Below are 16,612 nucleotides of genomic sequence, written 5' to 3'. Positions count from 1 at the left end.
AAAAATTTGGCACTGACATTCGTCGACACACTGTTGAGTTCTCAAAGAACACGCGCCACCCTTGCTAGAATCTCACTGAGATTGTCGCGAAGGCAACTTGTCCAGTCTACACCATCCGGTTGAGCTTGTCAACCCGCTCCGTTATCTCGCGTTTTTGGCCTGTTCAGATTCAGTCAATCTTCTCAGATCCGGTTCGCTTTGATCCGGGGCGCCAGGTCGGTGTCCGCCTGGCTTGCTTTCGGCGTTTCGCTTTGGCCTGATGAATGTACACCGGTCATTTTGCGAATGTCAACTCTGCAGGTCAGAGCGTTATTTGTGCGAACTTGGGCCGATCGGCGGCCGAACGGCGCGGCGCACCCCCCGCCGTTCGCAGACAAGGGCAAGGAAGCCTCTGGTTGGCACGAGGGCTCACGAACGGGCGGGAAAAAGAAAAAGCTTGGGGTCCTCGACGATTTCGAGGCCCCCAAGCTGTCGGGGAAAGGGATCCCGCGCGAGGCCGTCCGCCAGGCGGCGGGTCGCCGGGACGGGACGGACTCAGCTCACGCGCTCGACGCTGGCTCCGAGCCGGTTGAGGTTTTCGACGAAAAGCGGATAGCCACGGTCGACGTGATGGACTTCGTGCACTTCGGTCACTCCGTCAGCGACCAAACCTGCGAGGACCAGACCCGCCGCCGCTCGAATATCCGAGGCCCAGACCGGAGCGCTCGACAACCGCGGCACCCCGCGCACCACAGCATGGTGTCCGTCCGTGTGCGCGTCGGCTCCGAGCCGGATCATCTCTTCCACGAAACGGAACCTCGCTTCAAAAACGTTTTCCGTGATGATCGACACCCCCTGAGAGACCGCGGCCAGCGCAATCGCGATCGGCTGCAAGTCCGTGGGGAAACCTGGGAACGGGAGTGTGGAGTAGTTCACCCCGATTGGGCGCTCCTGCTGGCGGACCTGGAAACTCTGCTTGCCTTCGGTCACTTCTGCTCCGACGTCGCGAAGTTTGCCGAGCACAACTCGCAAATGCTCGGGATCGACCCCGTTCACCCGCACATCCCCTCCGGTCAGCGCGGCAGCCATGCCCCAGGTCGCGCCGACGATCCGGTCCCCGATCACGTTGTGCTCCACCGGTTCGAGCCGTTCGACCCCGTCGACTTTGATGACCGAGGTGCCCGCGCCCTCGATCTTCGCCCCCATTTTGTTGAGCATGTCGCAGAGATCCACGATCTCCGGCTCGCGCGCGACGTTCTCGATCACTGTGCGGCCCTTCGCCAACACAGCTGCCATCAGAATGTTTTCCGTCGCGCCGACCGAGGGGAACTCCAAGAGAATTTCCGCCCCGTGCAGATCGTCCGCTTCGGCGATCACTTGTCCGTGCTCGATCGAGCAATGCGCGCCCAGCTTGCGCAAACCGGCTTGATGCATGTCGAGCGGTCGGGAGCCGATCGCGTCTCCGCCCGGAAGAGCCACAACTGCCTTCCGGCATCGGGCGATCAGCGGGCCGAGCACGCACACTGAGGCCCGGAACTGCCTGACCGCCGGAAAATCTGCTTGATACTTCGGCTCGGCAGGAGTGTCGATGCGGACGACATCCCCTTCGAGTTCGACTCCGCAGCCAAGGCCGCGCAGGACTTCCGCCATGAACGGGACGTCCAAGATGTCCGGACAGTTCGCGATCGTCGTGGTCCCCTCGGCGAGGAGCGCGGCCGCCATCAGCTTGAGCACGCTGTTCTTCGCCCCGCTCACGTGGACTTCCCCCACAAGGCGGGCCCCTCCGGTTACCCGGAAATACTCGGTGCGCTCATTCACAGGCTCAGCGTACCCGTTGAATACCGGCTCGCTTTAATGGCTGACGCCGACTCGACCAGTCTCGGAAAGCAGCGCCGCGTTCAATCGCGCCTGTGCTTTCAAGTACTCGCCCGTTCCTTCTTGCGCTCCGGCGAGAATCGCCTCTTGCGCAGCGGTGTCGACGTCCTTCGCCCACTGGGCGTCCTCGGCGAGGATGGTGACCAGGGTCGGGGTGACCGAGATGAAACCGCCGTCCACAGCCGCCACATGCCGGACGCCCTCAGGGTCGACGATGGTCACAGTGAACCCTTCGGCGAGCTGCCCGAACACCGGGATGTGTCCGGGCAGGACGCCGATCTCGCCGACCGTGGTGCGCGCGAGCACCTCGGTCGCGGGGCTGTTCCAGAACTTCTCTTCGACGGAGATCAGCTCGACAGTGAACTCAGACATCGGCTCCTACTTCTTGGCGAGCTTCTTCGCGGCGGCCTCGACGTCGTCCAGCCCGCCGAGGCTGTTGAATGCCTGCTCCGGGTAGTGGTCGAACTCGCCCTTGCAAACCCGGTCGAAGGCTTCGATGGTGTCGCGCAGCGGCACCACCGAACCCGGCTGGCCGGTGAACTTCTCGGCGACGATGAAGTTCTGGCCGAGGAATTTCTGGATGCGGCGGGCCCGGCCGACGAGGACCTTGTCCTCTTCGGAGAGCTCGTCCATGCCGAGGATGGCGATGATGTCCTGCAGCTCCTTGTACTTCTGCAGAATGCGCTTGACCTCGTTGGCGACCCGGAAGTGCTCGTCGCCGACAATCGAAGCCTCGAGGATGCGAGAGGTCGAAGTCAACGGGTCCACAGCGGGGTAGATGCCCAGCTGGGAGATCGGGCGGGAAAGCTCCGTGGTCGCGTCGAGGTGCGCGAAGGTCGTCGCCGGGGCCGGATCGGTGTAGTCGTCGGCGGGCACGTAGATGGCCTGCAGCGAGGTGATCGAACGGCCTCGGGTCGAGGTGATCCGCTCCTGGAGCTGGCCCATCTCGTCGGCCAGAGTCGGCTGGTAGCCCACGGCGGACGGCATACGGCCGAGCAGCGTGGAGACCTCCGAGCCCGCCTGGGTGAAGCGGAAGATGTTGTCGATGAAGAGCAGCACGTCCTGGCCCTGCACGTCGCGGAAGTACTCCGCCATCGTCAGCGCGGAGAGCGCGACCCGCATACGGGTGCCGGGCGGCTCGTCCATCTGGCCGAAGACGAGGGCGGTGTCTTGGAGCACGCCCATCTCTTCCATCTCGAGTTTGAGGTCGGTGCCCTCACGGGTGCGCTCCCCCACGCCGGCGAACACCGAGGTGCCGGAGAACTCGCGGGCGATACGGGTGATCATCTCCTGGATGAGCACGGTCTTGCCGACGCCCGCGCCGCCGAACAGGCCGATCTTGCCGCCCTTGACATACGGGGTGAGCAGGTCGATGACCTTGATGCCGGTCTCGAGGATCTCGGTCTTGCCCTCAAGCTGGTCGAAGGCGGGCGGCTTGCGGTGGATGCCCCACTGCTCGCCGTCGCGGCCCGTGCCAGGCGCGTCGAGGCAGTCGCCGAGCGCGTTGAACACATGGCCCTTGACCACGTCGCCGACCGGCACCGAGATGGGCTTGCCAGTGTCGGAGACCGGGACGCCTCGGACCAGTCCGTCCGTCGGCTGCATCGAGATGGTGCGCACGATGTTGTCGCCGAGGTGCTGCGCCACTTCGAGCGTCAGCGTCTTGGCGACGGAAGGCAGCGTGACCTCCGCGTGCAGCGCGTGGAAGAGTTCGGGGACGGAGTCGCGGGGGAACTCGACGTCCACAACGGGGCCGATGACGCGGACGACGCGTCCGCTTCCGGATTTCGCCGATTCGATGGTGCTGGATTGCAACGTAGCGGTCACTTGTTCTTAGCCTCTTCCTGCGCTAGCCGACAACGCGCCAGCGCCACCGACGATTTCACTGATTTCTTGGGTGATCTGGGCCTGGCGGAGCTGGTTCGCCTGGCGGGTCAAAGTCTTCGCCAATTCGCTCGCGTTGTCCGTCGCAGCCTTCATCGCGGTGCGGCGGGCGGCGGACTCGGAGGCGGCGGAGTCGAGCAACGCGGCGTAGACGCGGGAGCTCAAGTACTTCGGCAGGAGCGCGCCGAGCAGCTCCTCCGCCTCCGGCTCGAACTCGTACTCGGTCGTGTCGCCCTCGGCCTTTTGCGCGCTGGTCGACGCGGGGGCGGAGAGCTCGTCCTCGTCGGAGTACTCGATGTCGAGCGGCGCGAGACGACGGGCCTTCGGGCGCTGCGTGAGCATCGAGACGAACTGCGTGTACACGATGTGCAGCTCGTCAACGCCTTCGATAGTCCCGGAGCCGTCGTGCGCGGGGATCTCGGAGCCGGAACCTGCGAGGAACAGCTCCACGAGGTGCCTGCTCGCCCGAGCGGCGTCGTCGTAGCCCGGCTGCTGGGAGAACCCGGTCCACGAGCCCGCGATCTTGCGGTGGCGGAAGCCGTAGTAGCCGACGCCCTTCTGGCCGAGCACGAAGACCACTGGCTCCTTGCCCTCGAGGCGCAGCTTCGCGTACAGCGCCTCCGCCTCTTTGAGGACGTTGGAGTTGTAGCCGCCGCACATGCCCCGGTCGCTGGTCACGACAAGCACGCCAGCGCGCTTCGGCTCGGGACGAGCGGTCAAGAGCGGATGGTCCAGCGAGGACGACGCGTTCGCCAACGCGGTGAGGACCTCGGTGATCTTCTCCGCGTACGGGCGCGACGCGGCGACTCGGGCCTGCGCCTTGGTGATGCGCGAGGTGGCGATCAGCTCCTGCGCCTTGGTGATCTTCTTGGTGGAGTTGACCGACCTGATGCGCGAGCGGAGCTCACGGATGCTGGCCATGGATCAACCTTTCTTCTTGACGGTCACCGTCTCGGCGTCTTCATGCTCAAGCGCCTCGACCTCGGACTTGTCCACGACGCTGCTGCCGTCCGACGCGGTGAAGCCGCGCTTGAACTTGACCGTCGCCTCCACGAGGGCGTGGGCGTGGTCGCCGTCGACCGCGGCCTTGCCGCCCTCGATGGCGGCGTACACGCCCTGCGCGTGCTGGTGCAAGTACTCGAGCAGCTCGGCGTTGAACCGGCGGATGTCGCCGACCGGCACCGAGTCGTAGTGGCCTTCGCCAGCGAGGTAGATCGAGACGATCTGGTCCTCCACCTTGACCGGCGAGTACTGGTCCTGCTTGAGCAGCTCCACCCAGCGGGCCCCGCGTTCGAGCTGCGCCTTGGAGGCGGCGTCGAGGTCAGAGGCGAAGGCCGCGAAGGCTTCGAGCTCGCGGTACTGCGCGAGTTCCAGACGCAACGAGCCGGAGACCTTCTTCAGGCCCTTGGTCTGCGCCGCGCCGCCGACGCGGGAGACCGAGATGCCGACGTTGATCGCCGGGCGAACGCCCTTGTTGAACAGGTCGGACTCGAGGAAGACCTGGCCGTCGGTGATGGAGATGACGTTGGTCGGGATGAAGGCGGAGACGTCGTTCGCCTTGGTCTCGATGATCGGGAGGCCCGTCATCGAGCCGCCGCCCATCGCGTCCGACAGCTTGGCGCAGCGCTCCAAGAGGCGGGAGTGCAAGTAGAAGACGTCGCCAGGGTACGCCTCGCGGCCCGGCGGACGGCGAAGCAGCAGGGAGATGGCGCGGTAGGCCTCGGCCTGCTTGGTCAGGTCGTCGAAGACGATGAGCACGTGCTTGCCCGCGTACATCCAGTGCTGGCCGATGGACGAGCCGGTGTACGGCGCGAGCCACTTGAAACCGGCGGAGTCCGAGGCGGGGGCAGCGACGATGGTGGTGTACTCCATCGCGCCCGCAGCGTCGAGCGCGGCCTTCACGCCCGCGATGGTGGAGCCTTTCTGGCCGACTGCGACGTAGATGCAGCGCACCTGCTTGGTCGGGTCGCCGGTCTCCCAGTTCGCTTTCTGGTTGAGGATCGCGTCGATGCAGACGGCGGTCTTGCCGGTCTTGCGGTCGCCGATGACCAGCTGGCGCTGGCCCCTGCCGATCGCGGTCATCGCGTCGATAGCGGTGATGCCGGTCGCGAGCGACTCCTCAACCGGCTGGCGCTCGAGCACCGTGGCCGCCTGGAGCTCCAGCACGCGGTTCGACTCGGAGGCGATGTCGCCGAGGCCGTCGATCGGCTGGCCGAGCGGGTTGACGACCCTGCCGAGGAACGCGTCGCCGACTGGCACCGAGAGCACGTCGCCGGTGCGCTTGACCTGCTGGCCCGCCTCGATGGACTCGAAGTCGCCGAGGATGACCACGCCGACCGCGTCCTCTTCGAGGTTCAGCGCGACGCCGAGGATGCCGCCGGGGAACTCCAGCAGCTCGTTGGTCATCACCGAGGGCAGACCGCTCACGTGCGCGATGCCGTCGCTGGTGTCGATGACCTCGCCGATCTCCTCACGAGCCGACTCGGGGGTGAAAGAGGCGACGTACTGCTCGATCGCGCTCTGGATCTCTGTTGGGGAGATCGTCAGTTCTGCCATGTCTCTTCTCGTTCCTTCATTCCGTATGTGGTGTTACGTTCGTTCGCGTCTTGGTTGTTCGCCTAGTTCGGCAACCCGCTCGAGGCGGCTGCGAGCTTCGCGGCGATGGTGCCGTCGATGACCTCGTCCGCCACGGTGATCCTCAGGCCTCCGAGGACGTCGGGGTCGACGTCGGTCTGCACCGAGATGGGCCGTCCGTAGATTTTGGCCAGCACCGCCTGGAGGCGGGCGACCTGCTGGTCGGTGAGGGCGGTCGCAGCCACGACGTGCGCGACGGACTCGCCGCGCCTGCCAGCGGCCAGCTCGGCCAGCCAGGCGACCGTCCGGTCCAAGCTGTGGTTGTCGAAGGTGTGGAAGACAACCGCGCGGCGCAAGAGCTTCGCGGTGGCGGAAGTGGTCTTCCCGCCGAGAACCTGGTCCAAGAGCCGGATCCGGCCCTCGATCGGCGTGATCTTCTCGCTCAGATGGCCGTTGAGGTCGGCGTTCGCCTCCAGCACTCGGCTGAAGCGGAACAGCTCGTCCTCGACCTCTTCCAGCTGGCCGACCCGTTCCGCGTCGATGAGCAGGCTCAGGTTGCCGAGCTGGACCAGCGCGAGCACGATGTCCGATCCGGTGGACCATTCCTCTTTGGCAAGCGCGCGGACCACATCCAGCGCGGCGGGGCCGATTTTTCCGGTGAAGAGCGCGTCGGCGAGTCGGACCTTCGAGTCGGCGCTCTCGCTTGAGCTGGCGAAGATCTGCCGAAGCGCGTGGGTCTCTTTGAAGAAACGCGCGGTCTGCGAGAGGTCCTCGAACAGCCCGGAGAGCTCCGCGGAACTCAAGCCCGCCGCTTTCGCGTCGAACTGCTGCTTGACCGACTGGTACGCGTTCCGGCTCGTCGAACGGATCATGCCGCGCCTCCTTGACGGTTCGCGAGCGCTTCGAGCTCGTCGATGAAGCTGTCAATGCTCGCGGAACGAGCCGCGTCGGTCCCCAGGCGCTCCTGCACGATGACGCTCGCGCCGCCGTGGACCGCCTTGCCCAGTTCCGCGCGCAGCTCGCGGGTGAGCTGCTGCCGGTGCAACAGGGCCTGCTCCTGCCCGTGCTGCTTGACCCTGGCGACCTCGGCCCCGGTCTGCTCGCGCAGCGCGGCGAGGATCTTCGCCGAGTCCTCTTTCGCCTCCGCCCGCAGCTGCTCGCCCTCGGCCCGAGCCTTGGCAACCGCGTCGGCGTATTCCTGCTCGGCCTTCTTGCGGGCGGCAGCGGCGTGCTCGCTCTCCGCGATCTGGTGGCGCACCTGGTCCTGCTGCTTCGCCATGACCGCCTTGATCGGCGGAGCCACGTACTTGACGATGACGAAGACGATCACCGCGAAGCCGATCAGCTGGCCGATGAAAACGCCAAGGTCGAAGTTGAACTCGAATTTATCGACGTGCAATCCCATTGCTCAGCTCCGTCCCGCGAAATCGTGCGCCAACCCGTCGGCGCGCGCCTGGCCCGCGCCAGCGGACAGCACCTTGCCCGCGAGCTCTTCGGACAGCGGCCCGACCGAACTCTTCAGTTCCGAGCCGATGCGATCGGCTTGCGCGCGAAGCTCGCCTTCGGCTTGCGCCTGCGCCTGGTCGGCTTCGGCTTGCGCCTCGGCACGGGCGGCGGCGAGCACCTTCTGCCCTTCGGCGCGCGCCTGCTCCCTGATCGCGGTCGCCTCGGTCCGCGCTCCAGCCAGCTCCTCGGAGTATTTCCGTTCGGCGTTCTGAAGGGCTTGCGCCGCCTTCTGGTTGTCCTCGTTCGTCTTCGCGACACGCGCCTCGCGGTCCTGAAGCACCGATTGAATCGGCGGAACGACGAACTTCCAGATGATCGCGAGCACGATCAGGAAGATGACGAGCTCCACAAGGAAGGTGCCGTCGGGGATGAGGAAGTTGCTCTTCTTCTCCCCTTCGGCGAGCACGGAGGCGGTCATCTGAGTCATGGGTTTCGGCGTCCTATTTCGCTACTTACTCAGTCGGGAGCAGGCCCGGGGTCGCGAAGGCGAAGAACGCCATGAACGCGAGGTTGATGAAGTACATGGCCTCACAGAGGCCGACCGTGATGAAGAACGGGGTGAAGAGACGGCCCTGCGCCTCCGGCTGCCGAGCGACGCCGGCGATCAGCTGGCCACCGGCCAGGCCGTCACCGATCGCAGCGCCCATCGCGCCGCCGCCGAGCATGAGGCCGCCACCGATCAAAGCGCCAGCAGTGATCGTCGCGTTCGCGCTTGCCACATCAGCCATGAGTGTTCCTTTTCCTTCTGTTCTCCGCGCGCGCTGCGCGGGTGGTTTTTCTTTTTTGTCAGCTAAGCCGTGTCAAGACGGCGGAGTCGCCCGCCGCCGGTGGTCAGTGGTGCTCGTCCTCCAGCTCCATGGATTGGCTGAAGTACAAGACCGTGAGCAAGGCGAAGATGAACGCCTGGATCAATCCGACGAAGAGGTCGAAGAGCTTCCAGACCGCGTTCGGGCCCCACTGGATGTACCAGGGGAACATCGCGATCAGCGCCACCATGATGCCGCCGGCGAACATGTTGCCGAAAAGACGGAGGGAGAGCGAGACGGGCTTGGCGAGCTCTTCGATGATGTTGATGATGAAGAGGATCGGCGAGTGCCCCTTAACGACCTGCTTGAGGTGCTGGCCGACACCGCCTCGGCGGCGGATGCCCGCGACGTGGTAGAAGAGGAACACGAACACCGCCAAAGCCAACGTGTAGTTGATGTCGGAGGCGGGCGGCTTGAGCAGCTCCTCGTCGCCGATCTGCACCGGCAGCACGGAGAGCCAGTTGGAGATCAGGATGAAGACGAAGATCGTCACCGCGAGCGGCAGCACGAAAGGCGCCACTTTCAAGCCGATGGCGCTTTCGATCTGCCCGCGCATCTGCACCGTGACCGCTTCGAAGAACAGCTGCACGCCGCCCGGCACCCCGGAAGTGACCTTCGCGCGCAAGTAGAACGCGAGGCCGAGCACGATGGCCGCCGCGACGACAGTGGCGATAATGGTGTCGAGGTTGAACGAAAGGCCGAACAATTCGGCCTTCCAGTGCTCGCCGACCTTGATGGAGGATTCGGCGAGAACACGCGACTGGGCGAGAAGAACCTGGTCAGTCATGACTGCTGGCGAAGTCCTTTCAGAACGGGCACGGAAGTGTTGACCAAAAATACGACCTGGAAGACCGCCAGGCCGAGGAAAACCCCTAGGCCATCTGGCCGGTCGAGGAACCCTACCACAAGCGCAAAGAGCGTGATGACGCCCAGTCGCTTAAAGGAGGAAAGCGCCATGAGCTGCTTGCTCGGGTTGTTTTCCGCGGTCACCCTCGCGACCGCGCGTTGCACCAGCCAAAGGTTGACGAGGCCGAGGACAAGGCCGAAACAGGCGAACGCGCCCATGTACGGGTGGCGCAACGCGCTGGCGACCGCGACGAAAATCATCCCGAACACGACCGAGACGATGATCGGCCATTGCAGGCTCAGGGACGCGGCGGGCATGACGAACCCGTCATGGTCCGGGGCGGTCCCCTCCGAGGCGGCCTCGGCCGAGGTCGGCTGAGCGGAAGTCTCTTCGCTCAATCCAGTGCCTCCTTGGAACACGATGTCTCCTTGCTTTGCTCCTCGGCCGAGGGATCCGCTGAGGCGAATCGGCGGACTTGGAGCGCGATCACTGCCGCAGCGGCAACCACGCCGATCGCGAGACCGGCGAACAGAAGCGCTGGAGAAGTGCCGCAGAGCGCGTCGAGGGCGTATCCGAGCACCAAGCCCAGGATCACCGCCCCGGCGACAGAAGCGCCAAGACCGATCAACTCCCGTGAGCTCGGGCCTGAAGCGGCCATCTCTGTGCTCTCGCTCCTTCCGGTTCAGCAGTCTGTGGGGCGACGGCAGGGCTGGCCGCCAAGTTTGACTCGGCCCCCTCCGCGCTTTCAGCCGACATCGGGCTCCGATACCGGTTGAACTGCTATAACCTCGTCGCTGTGCAGCGTACCACAGCCAAAACGCCGCTGTCCACTACGAATGGTAGTAGCCCAAGCGTCACGAACGCTTCGGATGCTTGAGCTTCGGCCACACCGTGACCAATCCTGCGGTCAGCAGGCCCGCCACCGTCAACGCGAGCACCGCAAGCCTCGGATAACGCGTGCTCGCCACCACCCCGAAGGTCAGCACCCAGACCCATAAGTAGAAGACCAGCACCGCGCGGGGATGACTGTGCCCCAGCGCGATCATCCGGTGGTGCAAGTGCAGTTTGTCCGTCGTGCCGAACGGGCTCTGCCCCGCCCGCACCCGCCGGACCACCGCCAGCAGCACGTCGAGGAATGGCACGAACAGCGTCGCGACGACGAGCAGCAGCGGCGCGAGCAACGCGTAGCCGTCGGTTGCCCCGAACGCGGCTTGCGTGATCCGCCCCGAGGCGGACGTGGCCCCTGCCGCGAGCATCAGGCCGATGAGCATCGCCCCCGAATCCCCCATGAAGATCTTCGCCGGGTGGAAGTTGTGCGGCAAGAACCCCAGGCACGTCCCGGCGAGGGCCGCCGAGATGAGCGCGGGCGGATAACTGCCCACGTCCCCGCCCTGCTTTTGCAGCAGGCCGATGGAGAACAAACAGATGCCCGCGCTGACGATGAACCCCAATCCTGCCGCGAGCCCGTCGAGACCGTCGATGAAGTTCATCGCGTTGATCGCGAGCACGGTGACGCAGCAGGTGATGAGCCCGCCTTGGAGCCGGTCGAGCACCACGACCCCGACATCGCTGAACGGCACGTAGAGATACTCCCAAGAAAGCCCGAGGAGCACGAGCACCGCCGCCGAAGTCAGCTGGCCGACCAGCTTGGTCGCCCAGTCCAGCTCGAATTGGTCGTCGATCGCCCCGACCAGCACGATGATGCCCCCCGCGACCATCACAGCGGCCATATCCGTCGAATACGAGAAACCACGCTTGAGCGCGGGGAGCTGGGACGCGAGGAGCAGCGCCGCCACCACCGCAGTGTACATGGCCACTCCGCCCATCCTCGGCGTCGGGATATGGTGCATGTCCCGCTCCCTCGGCACGTGCACCGCCCCGGCCCGGACCGCCGCGGCTCCGACCGCGCCGGTCAAGAAATACGTCACAACGGCGGCGGTGAGGAAGACCAAGGCGAGCTCGCGATATGGCACGCCGAGGAGATACATGCTCAGCGACATTACCCGGTGCGCCTGAGCGCCGGGCTCATCACGCCGCAAGCCCGGTCAACCAGTCGGTGTTCGCGGGGGCTCGAAGAGAGCTGGCCGACCGCCGAACACAAGGCGCGGCATAACGCCTCAGAGCGCGGGGACGCCAAGGACTTCGGCGATCCGCTCTGCGGACAGCGCCCCCTCGCGCAGCACTTTCGGCGCGCCGGACGAGAGGTCGAGGATCGTGGAGGGCTCGCCGAGCGGGGCGGAACCGGACTCGAGGTACACGGCGACCGAATCTCCGAGCTGTTCTTTGGCCTCTGCCGCAGTTCGCGCTGGCGGCTGCCCCGAGCGGTTCGCGCTGGACACCGCCATCGGCCCGACTTTGCCGAGCACTTGCAACGCCACCGGGTGCAGCGGCATGCGCACCATGACGGTGCCTCGAGTCTCCCCCAGATCCCAGGCGAGCGACGGGGCGACCGGCAGCACCAAGGAGAGCGGGCCCGGCCAGAACGCGTGGATGAGCTGCCAGGCTTGGTCGGTGACGGCGGCGGTGAGGCCTTCCACCGTGGCCCAAGAGCCGACGAGCACCGGAGTCGGCATGTCCCTGCCCCGGCCTTTGGCGGACAAGAGCGCGGCAACCGCGGCCTGGTCGAAGGCGTCGCAGCCGAGGCCGTAGACCGTGTCGGTCGGGATCACCACCAGATGCCCGCCCTGCGCGGCGGCTGTCGCAGCGCCGACCCCGGCTTCTCTGCCGTGGTCGGTCGAGCAGTCGTACACAATGCTCATCTGGCCGCGCTCCTCGCTCGATCTCTGCTCATGCGCGCCTCCCCGTCACGAACCTCGGGCGACCGGCGAGATCGCTCATGGTCTTGACCTCGCGGAATCTTTCCTCCTTGGCGAAGAGCGCGCGGACCTGGTCCGCGTGTCCTTCGTCGTGCTCCACCCCGAACGCCCCGCCCGGCTTGAGCCATCTGGCGATATTGCCGACCAACCCGACGATGACGTCGAGCCCGTCCGGTCCGGCGAACACGGCCTGCGGCGGATCGAAGTCGGCGACTTCTGGGGGAGTCGGCGTGCCCGAGGGGACGTAGGGCGGATTGGCGACGACCAGGTCGACCGTCCCCGCTCCGTCCGGCAAAAGCGCCTGGTCGGTGACGTCGCCCTCGACCACGCGCACCGGGGCGCGGCCGCTGGAAGCGCCCGCTTGCACGTTCTTGTGGGTCCACACCAGCGCTTTGGGGTCGTTCTCCACGAGCGTCACCGCCGACTCCGGCACGCTGTGCGCGATGGAGAGGCCGAGCGAGCCCGATCCCGAGCACAAGTCGAACACCACCGGCTCGGGGATCTCCCAGAGCCTGGCGCGCAGCGCGGTGAGCGCCCAGACGTGCAGCTGCTCGGTCTCCGGCCTCGGGATGAACACGCCGGGGCCGACGAGCACCTCGACCGAGGCGAAGAAGACTTTGCCGAGCAGATACTGCAGCGGGACGCGGCGGGAGCGTTGGACGACCAGCCAATCGAACTGTTCCCGCTGCTCTTCGGACAGCGAGTCGACTTGCCACACGAACCCGGGTTTCACGCCGAGCACGTGGGCGGCCAACACTCTGGCGTCGTGCTCCGGGCTCGGCACGCCTGCCGCGCGAAGCGCTTGTTCGGCAGCGCGGAGCTCCTCGCGAAGACTGGGGAGCTGGGCTCGCGGCGAGTTCGTCACGGACGGCAGTCTACTCGCTGGCCTTCAGCTTCAAGCGCAGTTCGGAGAGCATCGGCTCTAAGTCTCCTTCGAGCACCATGTCGAGATTGCTCGCCTTGTAGCCGATCCGGTGGTCGGCGATGCGGTTCTCCGGGAAGTTGTACGTGCGGATCCGCTCGGAGCGGTCCACCGTGCGAATCTGCTCTTTGCGGCCGGAAGCCGCGTCGGCGGCGGCCTTCTCCTCGCGGAGCTGTTCGAGCCGCGCCGCGAGCACGACCATCGCCCGCGCTTTGTTCTGCAGCTGCGAGCGCTCGTTCTGGCACGTCACGACCAGGCCGGTGGGCAGGTGGGTGATGCGGACGGCGGAGTCCGTTGTGTTCACGCCCTGCCCGCCCTTGCCGGAGGAGCGGTACACGTCGATGCGCAGCTCGGACTCGTCGATGACGACTTCCGGCGCGTCTTCCGGCTCCGGGTACGCGAGGACTCCGGCCGCAGAGGTGTGGATGCGGCCCTGCGACTCGGTGGCGGGCACGCGCTGCACGCGGTGCACCCCGCCCTCGTGCTTGAGCCAGGCCCAGACTCCCTGCGCGGGCGACTGGTCTCCTCCGGTGCGTTTGATCGAGATCGTCGCGTCTTTGACGCCGCCGAGGTCGGATTCGGCGATGCTGAGCACCTCGACGCGCCAACGGCGGCGCTCCGCGAACTTGGTGTACATGCGGATGAGGTCGCCCGCGAAGAGGGCGGACTCCTCGCCGCCCGCTCCGGCCTTCACTTCGAGGACCACGTCCTCCCCGTCGTGCGGATCGCGCGGCGCGAGCAGCTCGTCCAACTCCTCGTCGAGCTCCGAGATGCGTCCGGTGAGGCGTTCGACCTCTTCCTTCGCGAACTCGGGGTCGAGCTCCGCGAGCTCATGCGCGGCCGCGAGGTCCGCTTGCGCGGCCTCCCGCTGCGCGTGCGCCTCGTAGATCGGCGCGAGTTCCGCGACTCGTTTGCCGACCTTCTTCGCCGCCGCGACGTCCTCCTGCAGCGAGGGGTCCGCCCAACGCTCTTGCAGGCTCTCGTATTCGGCGATGAGCTCGTCTAATGAATTCGTCATAGCAACAGGCCAAAAAGCAAAGGTCGGCGCGCGCAACGCGCGCGCCGACCTCGTCGCTCGTCAGCTGATCCTTACTTCTTCCGCTTGCCGTAGCGAGCCTCGAAGCGGGCCACGCGGCCGCCGGAGTCGAGGATCTTCTGCTTGCCGGTGTAGAACGGGTGGCACGCCGAGCAGACTTCGACCGTGATCGCGCCTTTCGTCTCGGTGCTCCGGGTCTGGAAGGTGCTGCCGCAACCGCAGGTGACGGTCGTCAGCACGTAGTCGGGATGGATCCCAGCTTTCATGGTTCAGCCTATCGTTGTGGCCCTGGTCTTGGTCAGGGCCGGCTTATCAGGTCGTGTGTGTAACGCGCAGAGCGCGGCCGGTATTCCAGTGTAGATATGAGTCCGCCGAAAAGCGAATCACCGATCTCGGCCGGGCTAGTTGTCCTGGTCCAATTGCCCCGGAGCCGTCTTCGAGACCTGCACAAGGAACTCGACGTTGGACTTGGTCTTGCGCAGCTGCGAGATGAGCAAGTCGATGGCCTGGTGCGTGTCGAGGCCCGAGAGGAGCCTGCGCAGCTTGTGCACGACCTGGAACTCGTCGGAGCCGAGCAGCAGCTCGTCTTTGCGCGTGCCGGAGGGGTGCACGTCCACAGCGGGGAAGACACGGCGCTCGGCGACCTTCCGGTCGAGTTTGAGCTCGGCGTTGCCGGTGCCCTTGAACTCCTCGAAGATGACCGTGTCGCCGGTCGACCCGGTCTCGACCATCGCGGTGGCGATGATCGTGAGCGACCCGCCGTTCTCGATGTTGCGGGCGGCCCCGAGGAATCGTTTCGGCGGATAGAGCGCGGTCGCGTCCACGCCGCCGGAGAGGATGCGGCCCGAGGCCGGGGAGGCGTTGTTGTACGCGCGGCCGAGGCGGGTGATCGAGTCAAGCAGGACCACGACGTCCCTGCCGAGCTCCACGAGGCGTTTGGCCCGCTCGATGGCGAGCTCGGCGACCATCGTGTGGTCGGCGGGCGGGCGGTCGAAGGTCGAGGCGATGACCTCGCCGCGCACCGAACGCTGCATGTCGGTGACTTCTTCCGGACGCTCGTCCACGAGCACCACCATGAGGTAGCACTCCGGGTTGTTCTGGGTGATCGCGTTGGCGATGTCCTGCAGGATCGTGGTCTTACCCGCTTTGGGCGGCGACACGATGAGCGCGCGCTGCCCCTTGCCGATCGGCATGATCAGGTCGATCACACGCGTGGAAAGCCGGTCCGGCGTGGTCTCCAGCCGCAGCCGCTGGTTGGGGTAGAGCGGGGTGAGCTTGGAGAACTCCGGGCGGCGCAGCGCGCGATCCGGCTCGATCCCGCTCACCGAGTCGATCCGCACCAGCGGGTTGAACTTCTGCCGCTGGTTGCCGCCGTCGCCCTGGCCGCCGCTTTCCTTCGGGGCCTTCACGGCTCCGATGATCGCGTCGCCCCGCCGCAGGCCGTACTTGCGGATCATGTTCATGGAGACGTACACGTCGCCCTGCCCCGGCACGTAACCGGAGGTGCGCAGGAACGCGTAGTTGTCCATGAGGTCCAAAATGCCGGCGACTGGCTGGAGCACGTCGTCTTCGCGCGGGGCGGAGACGACGCGGTCGTCGCCCTCGCCGCGCTCGCCCCTGCCTCGGCGGCGGTCGCGGTCGCGGAACCGCCTGCCGCGACGGCCCCGCCCGCCTTCCTCGTCGTCATCGACTTCGGCGGCGGAACGCGGCGCGGCTCCGTTCTCCGCCGCGGCGAGCCCGTTCTCGGCGGGTTTCCCCTCAGAGGCGCCGTTCTGCCCGCCGGTGGGCTCAGCAGGGGTTGCGTTGTCCTGATCCTGCTCCTCGCCGGAGCGGCGCGAGCCCGAACGGCGGCGGCGCGAGCTGCGGGACGAGCGGCGCTCGTCCGACTGCTCCGCGCCGTTCTGCTCGGTCTCGTTGCGCTGCTCGGTCTCGTTGCGCTTTCCCCCGTCGGCTTCGGCGGCGGGAGCCTCTTGCGGCTGCGCCGTCAACGGCTGCTGCTCGGCGGTCGGCGCAGGCGGAGCCTGCTCCTTCGCGGGAGCCTCGGCGGGCTTGGCGGCCTTCTTCTCGGAGCCGCCGCCTTTCTGCTTGCTCTCGATCGCCTCGATGAGGTCGCTCTTGCGCATCCCGGAAATGCCCGTCAAGCCTAAGCCGGAAGCAATCGCCCGCAGCTCGGTGAGGACCATGGTGTTCAACCTCGGGCCGGAAGCCGGAGCGGTCAACAGATCCGTATCAGTCACGGATGATCCTTTCTTCGTTTTCTTGTGAGTCTGAAGTTTCTTGAGTCTGAGGTTTTCATCTCGCGCGAGGCTTGCGCGGGCGCGGGGCCGAGGCCCTCTCTTCCTCCTTGAACCGCGCGAACGCGGCCCG

18 protein-coding genes are annotated in these 16,612 nt (G+C 66.3%); all 18 read right to left on the bottom strand.

Annotated elements, in window-relative coordinates:
• Positions 1-534: 534 nt before the first annotated feature.
• Positions 535-1,797: a UDP-N-acetylglucosamine 1-carboxyvinyltransferase gene (murA, locus tag HMPREF9336_RS11785; protein WP_007467284.1), complete on the bottom strand. Its 1,263-nt coding sequence runs from the start codon at positions 1,795-1,797 to the stop codon at positions 535-537.
• Positions 1,798-1,830: 33 nt separating this feature from the next.
• Entirely contained in the window at positions 1,831-2,226 is a 396-nt protein-coding gene (locus HMPREF9336_RS11780; protein WP_007467282.1) for a F0F1 ATP synthase subunit epsilon, read from the bottom strand.
• Between the two features lie 6 nt (positions 2,227-2,232).
• A complete protein-coding gene (atpD, locus tag HMPREF9336_RS11775) occupies positions 2,233-3,681 on the bottom strand; it encodes a F0F1 ATP synthase subunit beta (RefSeq protein ID WP_007467280.1) in 1,449 nt (482 codons plus the stop codon).
• A 6-nt stretch (positions 3,682-3,687) separates the two neighbouring features.
• Positions 3,688-4,659, bottom strand: a complete 972-nt coding sequence (locus tag HMPREF9336_RS11770; RefSeq protein WP_007467279.1) for a F0F1 ATP synthase subunit gamma — start codon at positions 4,657-4,659, stop codon at positions 3,688-3,690.
• Between the two features lie 3 nt (positions 4,660-4,662).
• A complete protein-coding gene (gene atpA, locus HMPREF9336_RS11765; protein ID WP_007467278.1) occupies positions 4,663-6,294 on the bottom strand; it encodes a F0F1 ATP synthase subunit alpha in 1,632 nt (543 codons plus the stop codon).
• A gap of 62 nt (positions 6,295-6,356) precedes the next feature.
• Positions 6,357-7,184: a F0F1 ATP synthase subunit delta gene (locus HMPREF9336_RS11760; RefSeq protein ID WP_007467277.1), complete on the bottom strand. Its 828-nt coding sequence runs from the start codon at positions 7,182-7,184 to the stop codon at positions 6,357-6,359.
• Positions 7,181-7,717 carry a F0F1 ATP synthase subunit B family protein gene (locus HMPREF9336_RS11755; RefSeq protein ID WP_007467276.1) on the bottom strand — a complete coding sequence of 179 codons (537 nt, stop codon included), beginning with the start codon at positions 7,715-7,717 and terminating at the stop codon, positions 7,181-7,183. The genes HMPREF9336_RS11760 and HMPREF9336_RS11755 overlap by 4 nt, the downstream gene beginning before the upstream one ends.
• A 3-nt stretch (positions 7,718-7,720) precedes the next feature.
• The gene (locus HMPREF9336_RS11750) at positions 7,721-8,245 is read right to left on the bottom strand and encodes a F0F1 ATP synthase subunit B (RefSeq protein ID WP_007467275.1); all 525 of its coding nucleotides are present in this window, start codon (positions 8,243-8,245) and stop codon (positions 7,721-7,723) included.
• 25 nt (positions 8,246-8,270) lie between these two features.
• Entirely contained in the window at positions 8,271-8,546 is a 276-nt protein-coding gene (locus tag HMPREF9336_RS11745) for a F0F1 ATP synthase subunit C (protein ID WP_007467273.1), read from the bottom strand.
• Positions 8,547-8,649: 103 nt separating this feature from the next.
• Complete coding sequence (atpB, locus tag HMPREF9336_RS11740; RefSeq protein WP_007467272.1) at positions 8,650-9,411, bottom strand: F0F1 ATP synthase subunit A; 762 nt, start codon at positions 9,409-9,411, stop codon at positions 8,650-8,652.
• Positions 9,408-9,869 (bottom strand): ATP synthase subunit I, encoded by a 462-nt coding sequence (locus tag HMPREF9336_RS11735; protein ID WP_007467270.1) that lies wholly within the window; start codon positions 9,867-9,869, stop codon positions 9,408-9,410. Before HMPREF9336_RS11735 ends, atpB begins: the two co-directional genes overlap by 4 nt.
• On the bottom strand, positions 9,866-10,129 hold the full coding sequence (locus HMPREF9336_RS11730; RefSeq protein ID WP_021030568.1) for an AtpZ/AtpI family protein: 264 nt from the start codon (positions 10,127-10,129) through the stop codon (positions 9,866-9,868). Before HMPREF9336_RS11730 ends, HMPREF9336_RS11735 begins: the two co-directional genes overlap by 4 nt.
• 196 nt (positions 10,130-10,325) lie before the next feature.
• Positions 10,326-11,471: an MraY family glycosyltransferase gene (locus tag HMPREF9336_RS11725; RefSeq protein ID WP_007467266.1), complete on the bottom strand. Its 1,146-nt coding sequence runs from the start codon at positions 11,469-11,471 to the stop codon at positions 10,326-10,328.
• A gap of 117 nt (positions 11,472-11,588) precedes the next feature.
• Positions 11,589-12,230, bottom strand: coding sequence for an L-threonylcarbamoyladenylate synthase (locus tag HMPREF9336_RS11720; RefSeq protein ID WP_007467264.1), 642 nt, complete (start codon positions 12,228-12,230; stop codon positions 11,589-11,591).
• 28 nt (positions 12,231-12,258) lie between these two features.
• A complete protein-coding gene (gene prmC / locus HMPREF9336_RS11715; RefSeq protein WP_007467263.1) occupies positions 12,259-13,152 on the bottom strand; it encodes a peptide chain release factor N(5)-glutamine methyltransferase in 894 nt (297 codons plus the stop codon).
• A 10-nt stretch (positions 13,153-13,162) separates the two neighbouring features.
• The gene (gene prfA, locus HMPREF9336_RS11710) at positions 13,163-14,227 is read right to left on the bottom strand and encodes a peptide chain release factor 1 (RefSeq protein ID WP_007467261.1); all 1,065 of its coding nucleotides are present in this window, start codon (positions 14,225-14,227) and stop codon (positions 13,163-13,165) included.
• A 71-nt stretch (positions 14,228-14,298) separates the two neighbouring features.
• The gene (gene rpmE, locus HMPREF9336_RS11705) at positions 14,299-14,511 is read right to left on the bottom strand and encodes a 50S ribosomal protein L31 (protein WP_007467259.1); all 213 of its coding nucleotides are present in this window, start codon (positions 14,509-14,511) and stop codon (positions 14,299-14,301) included.
• Positions 14,512-14,646: 135 nt separating this feature from the next.
• Positions 14,647-16,428: a transcription termination factor Rho gene (rho, locus tag HMPREF9336_RS11700; RefSeq protein WP_156920457.1), complete on the bottom strand. Its 1,782-nt coding sequence runs from the start codon at positions 16,426-16,428 to the stop codon at positions 14,647-14,649.
• Positions 16,429-16,612 lie beyond the last annotated feature (184 nt).

This window comes from Segniliparus rugosus ATCC BAA-974 (assembly GCF_000185725.2).
In the GTDB taxonomy this organism is placed as follows: domain Bacteria; phylum Actinomycetota; class Actinomycetes; order Mycobacteriales; family Mycobacteriaceae; genus Segniliparus; species Segniliparus rugosus.
This window is presented reverse-complemented; position numbering and strand designations above follow the sequence as displayed.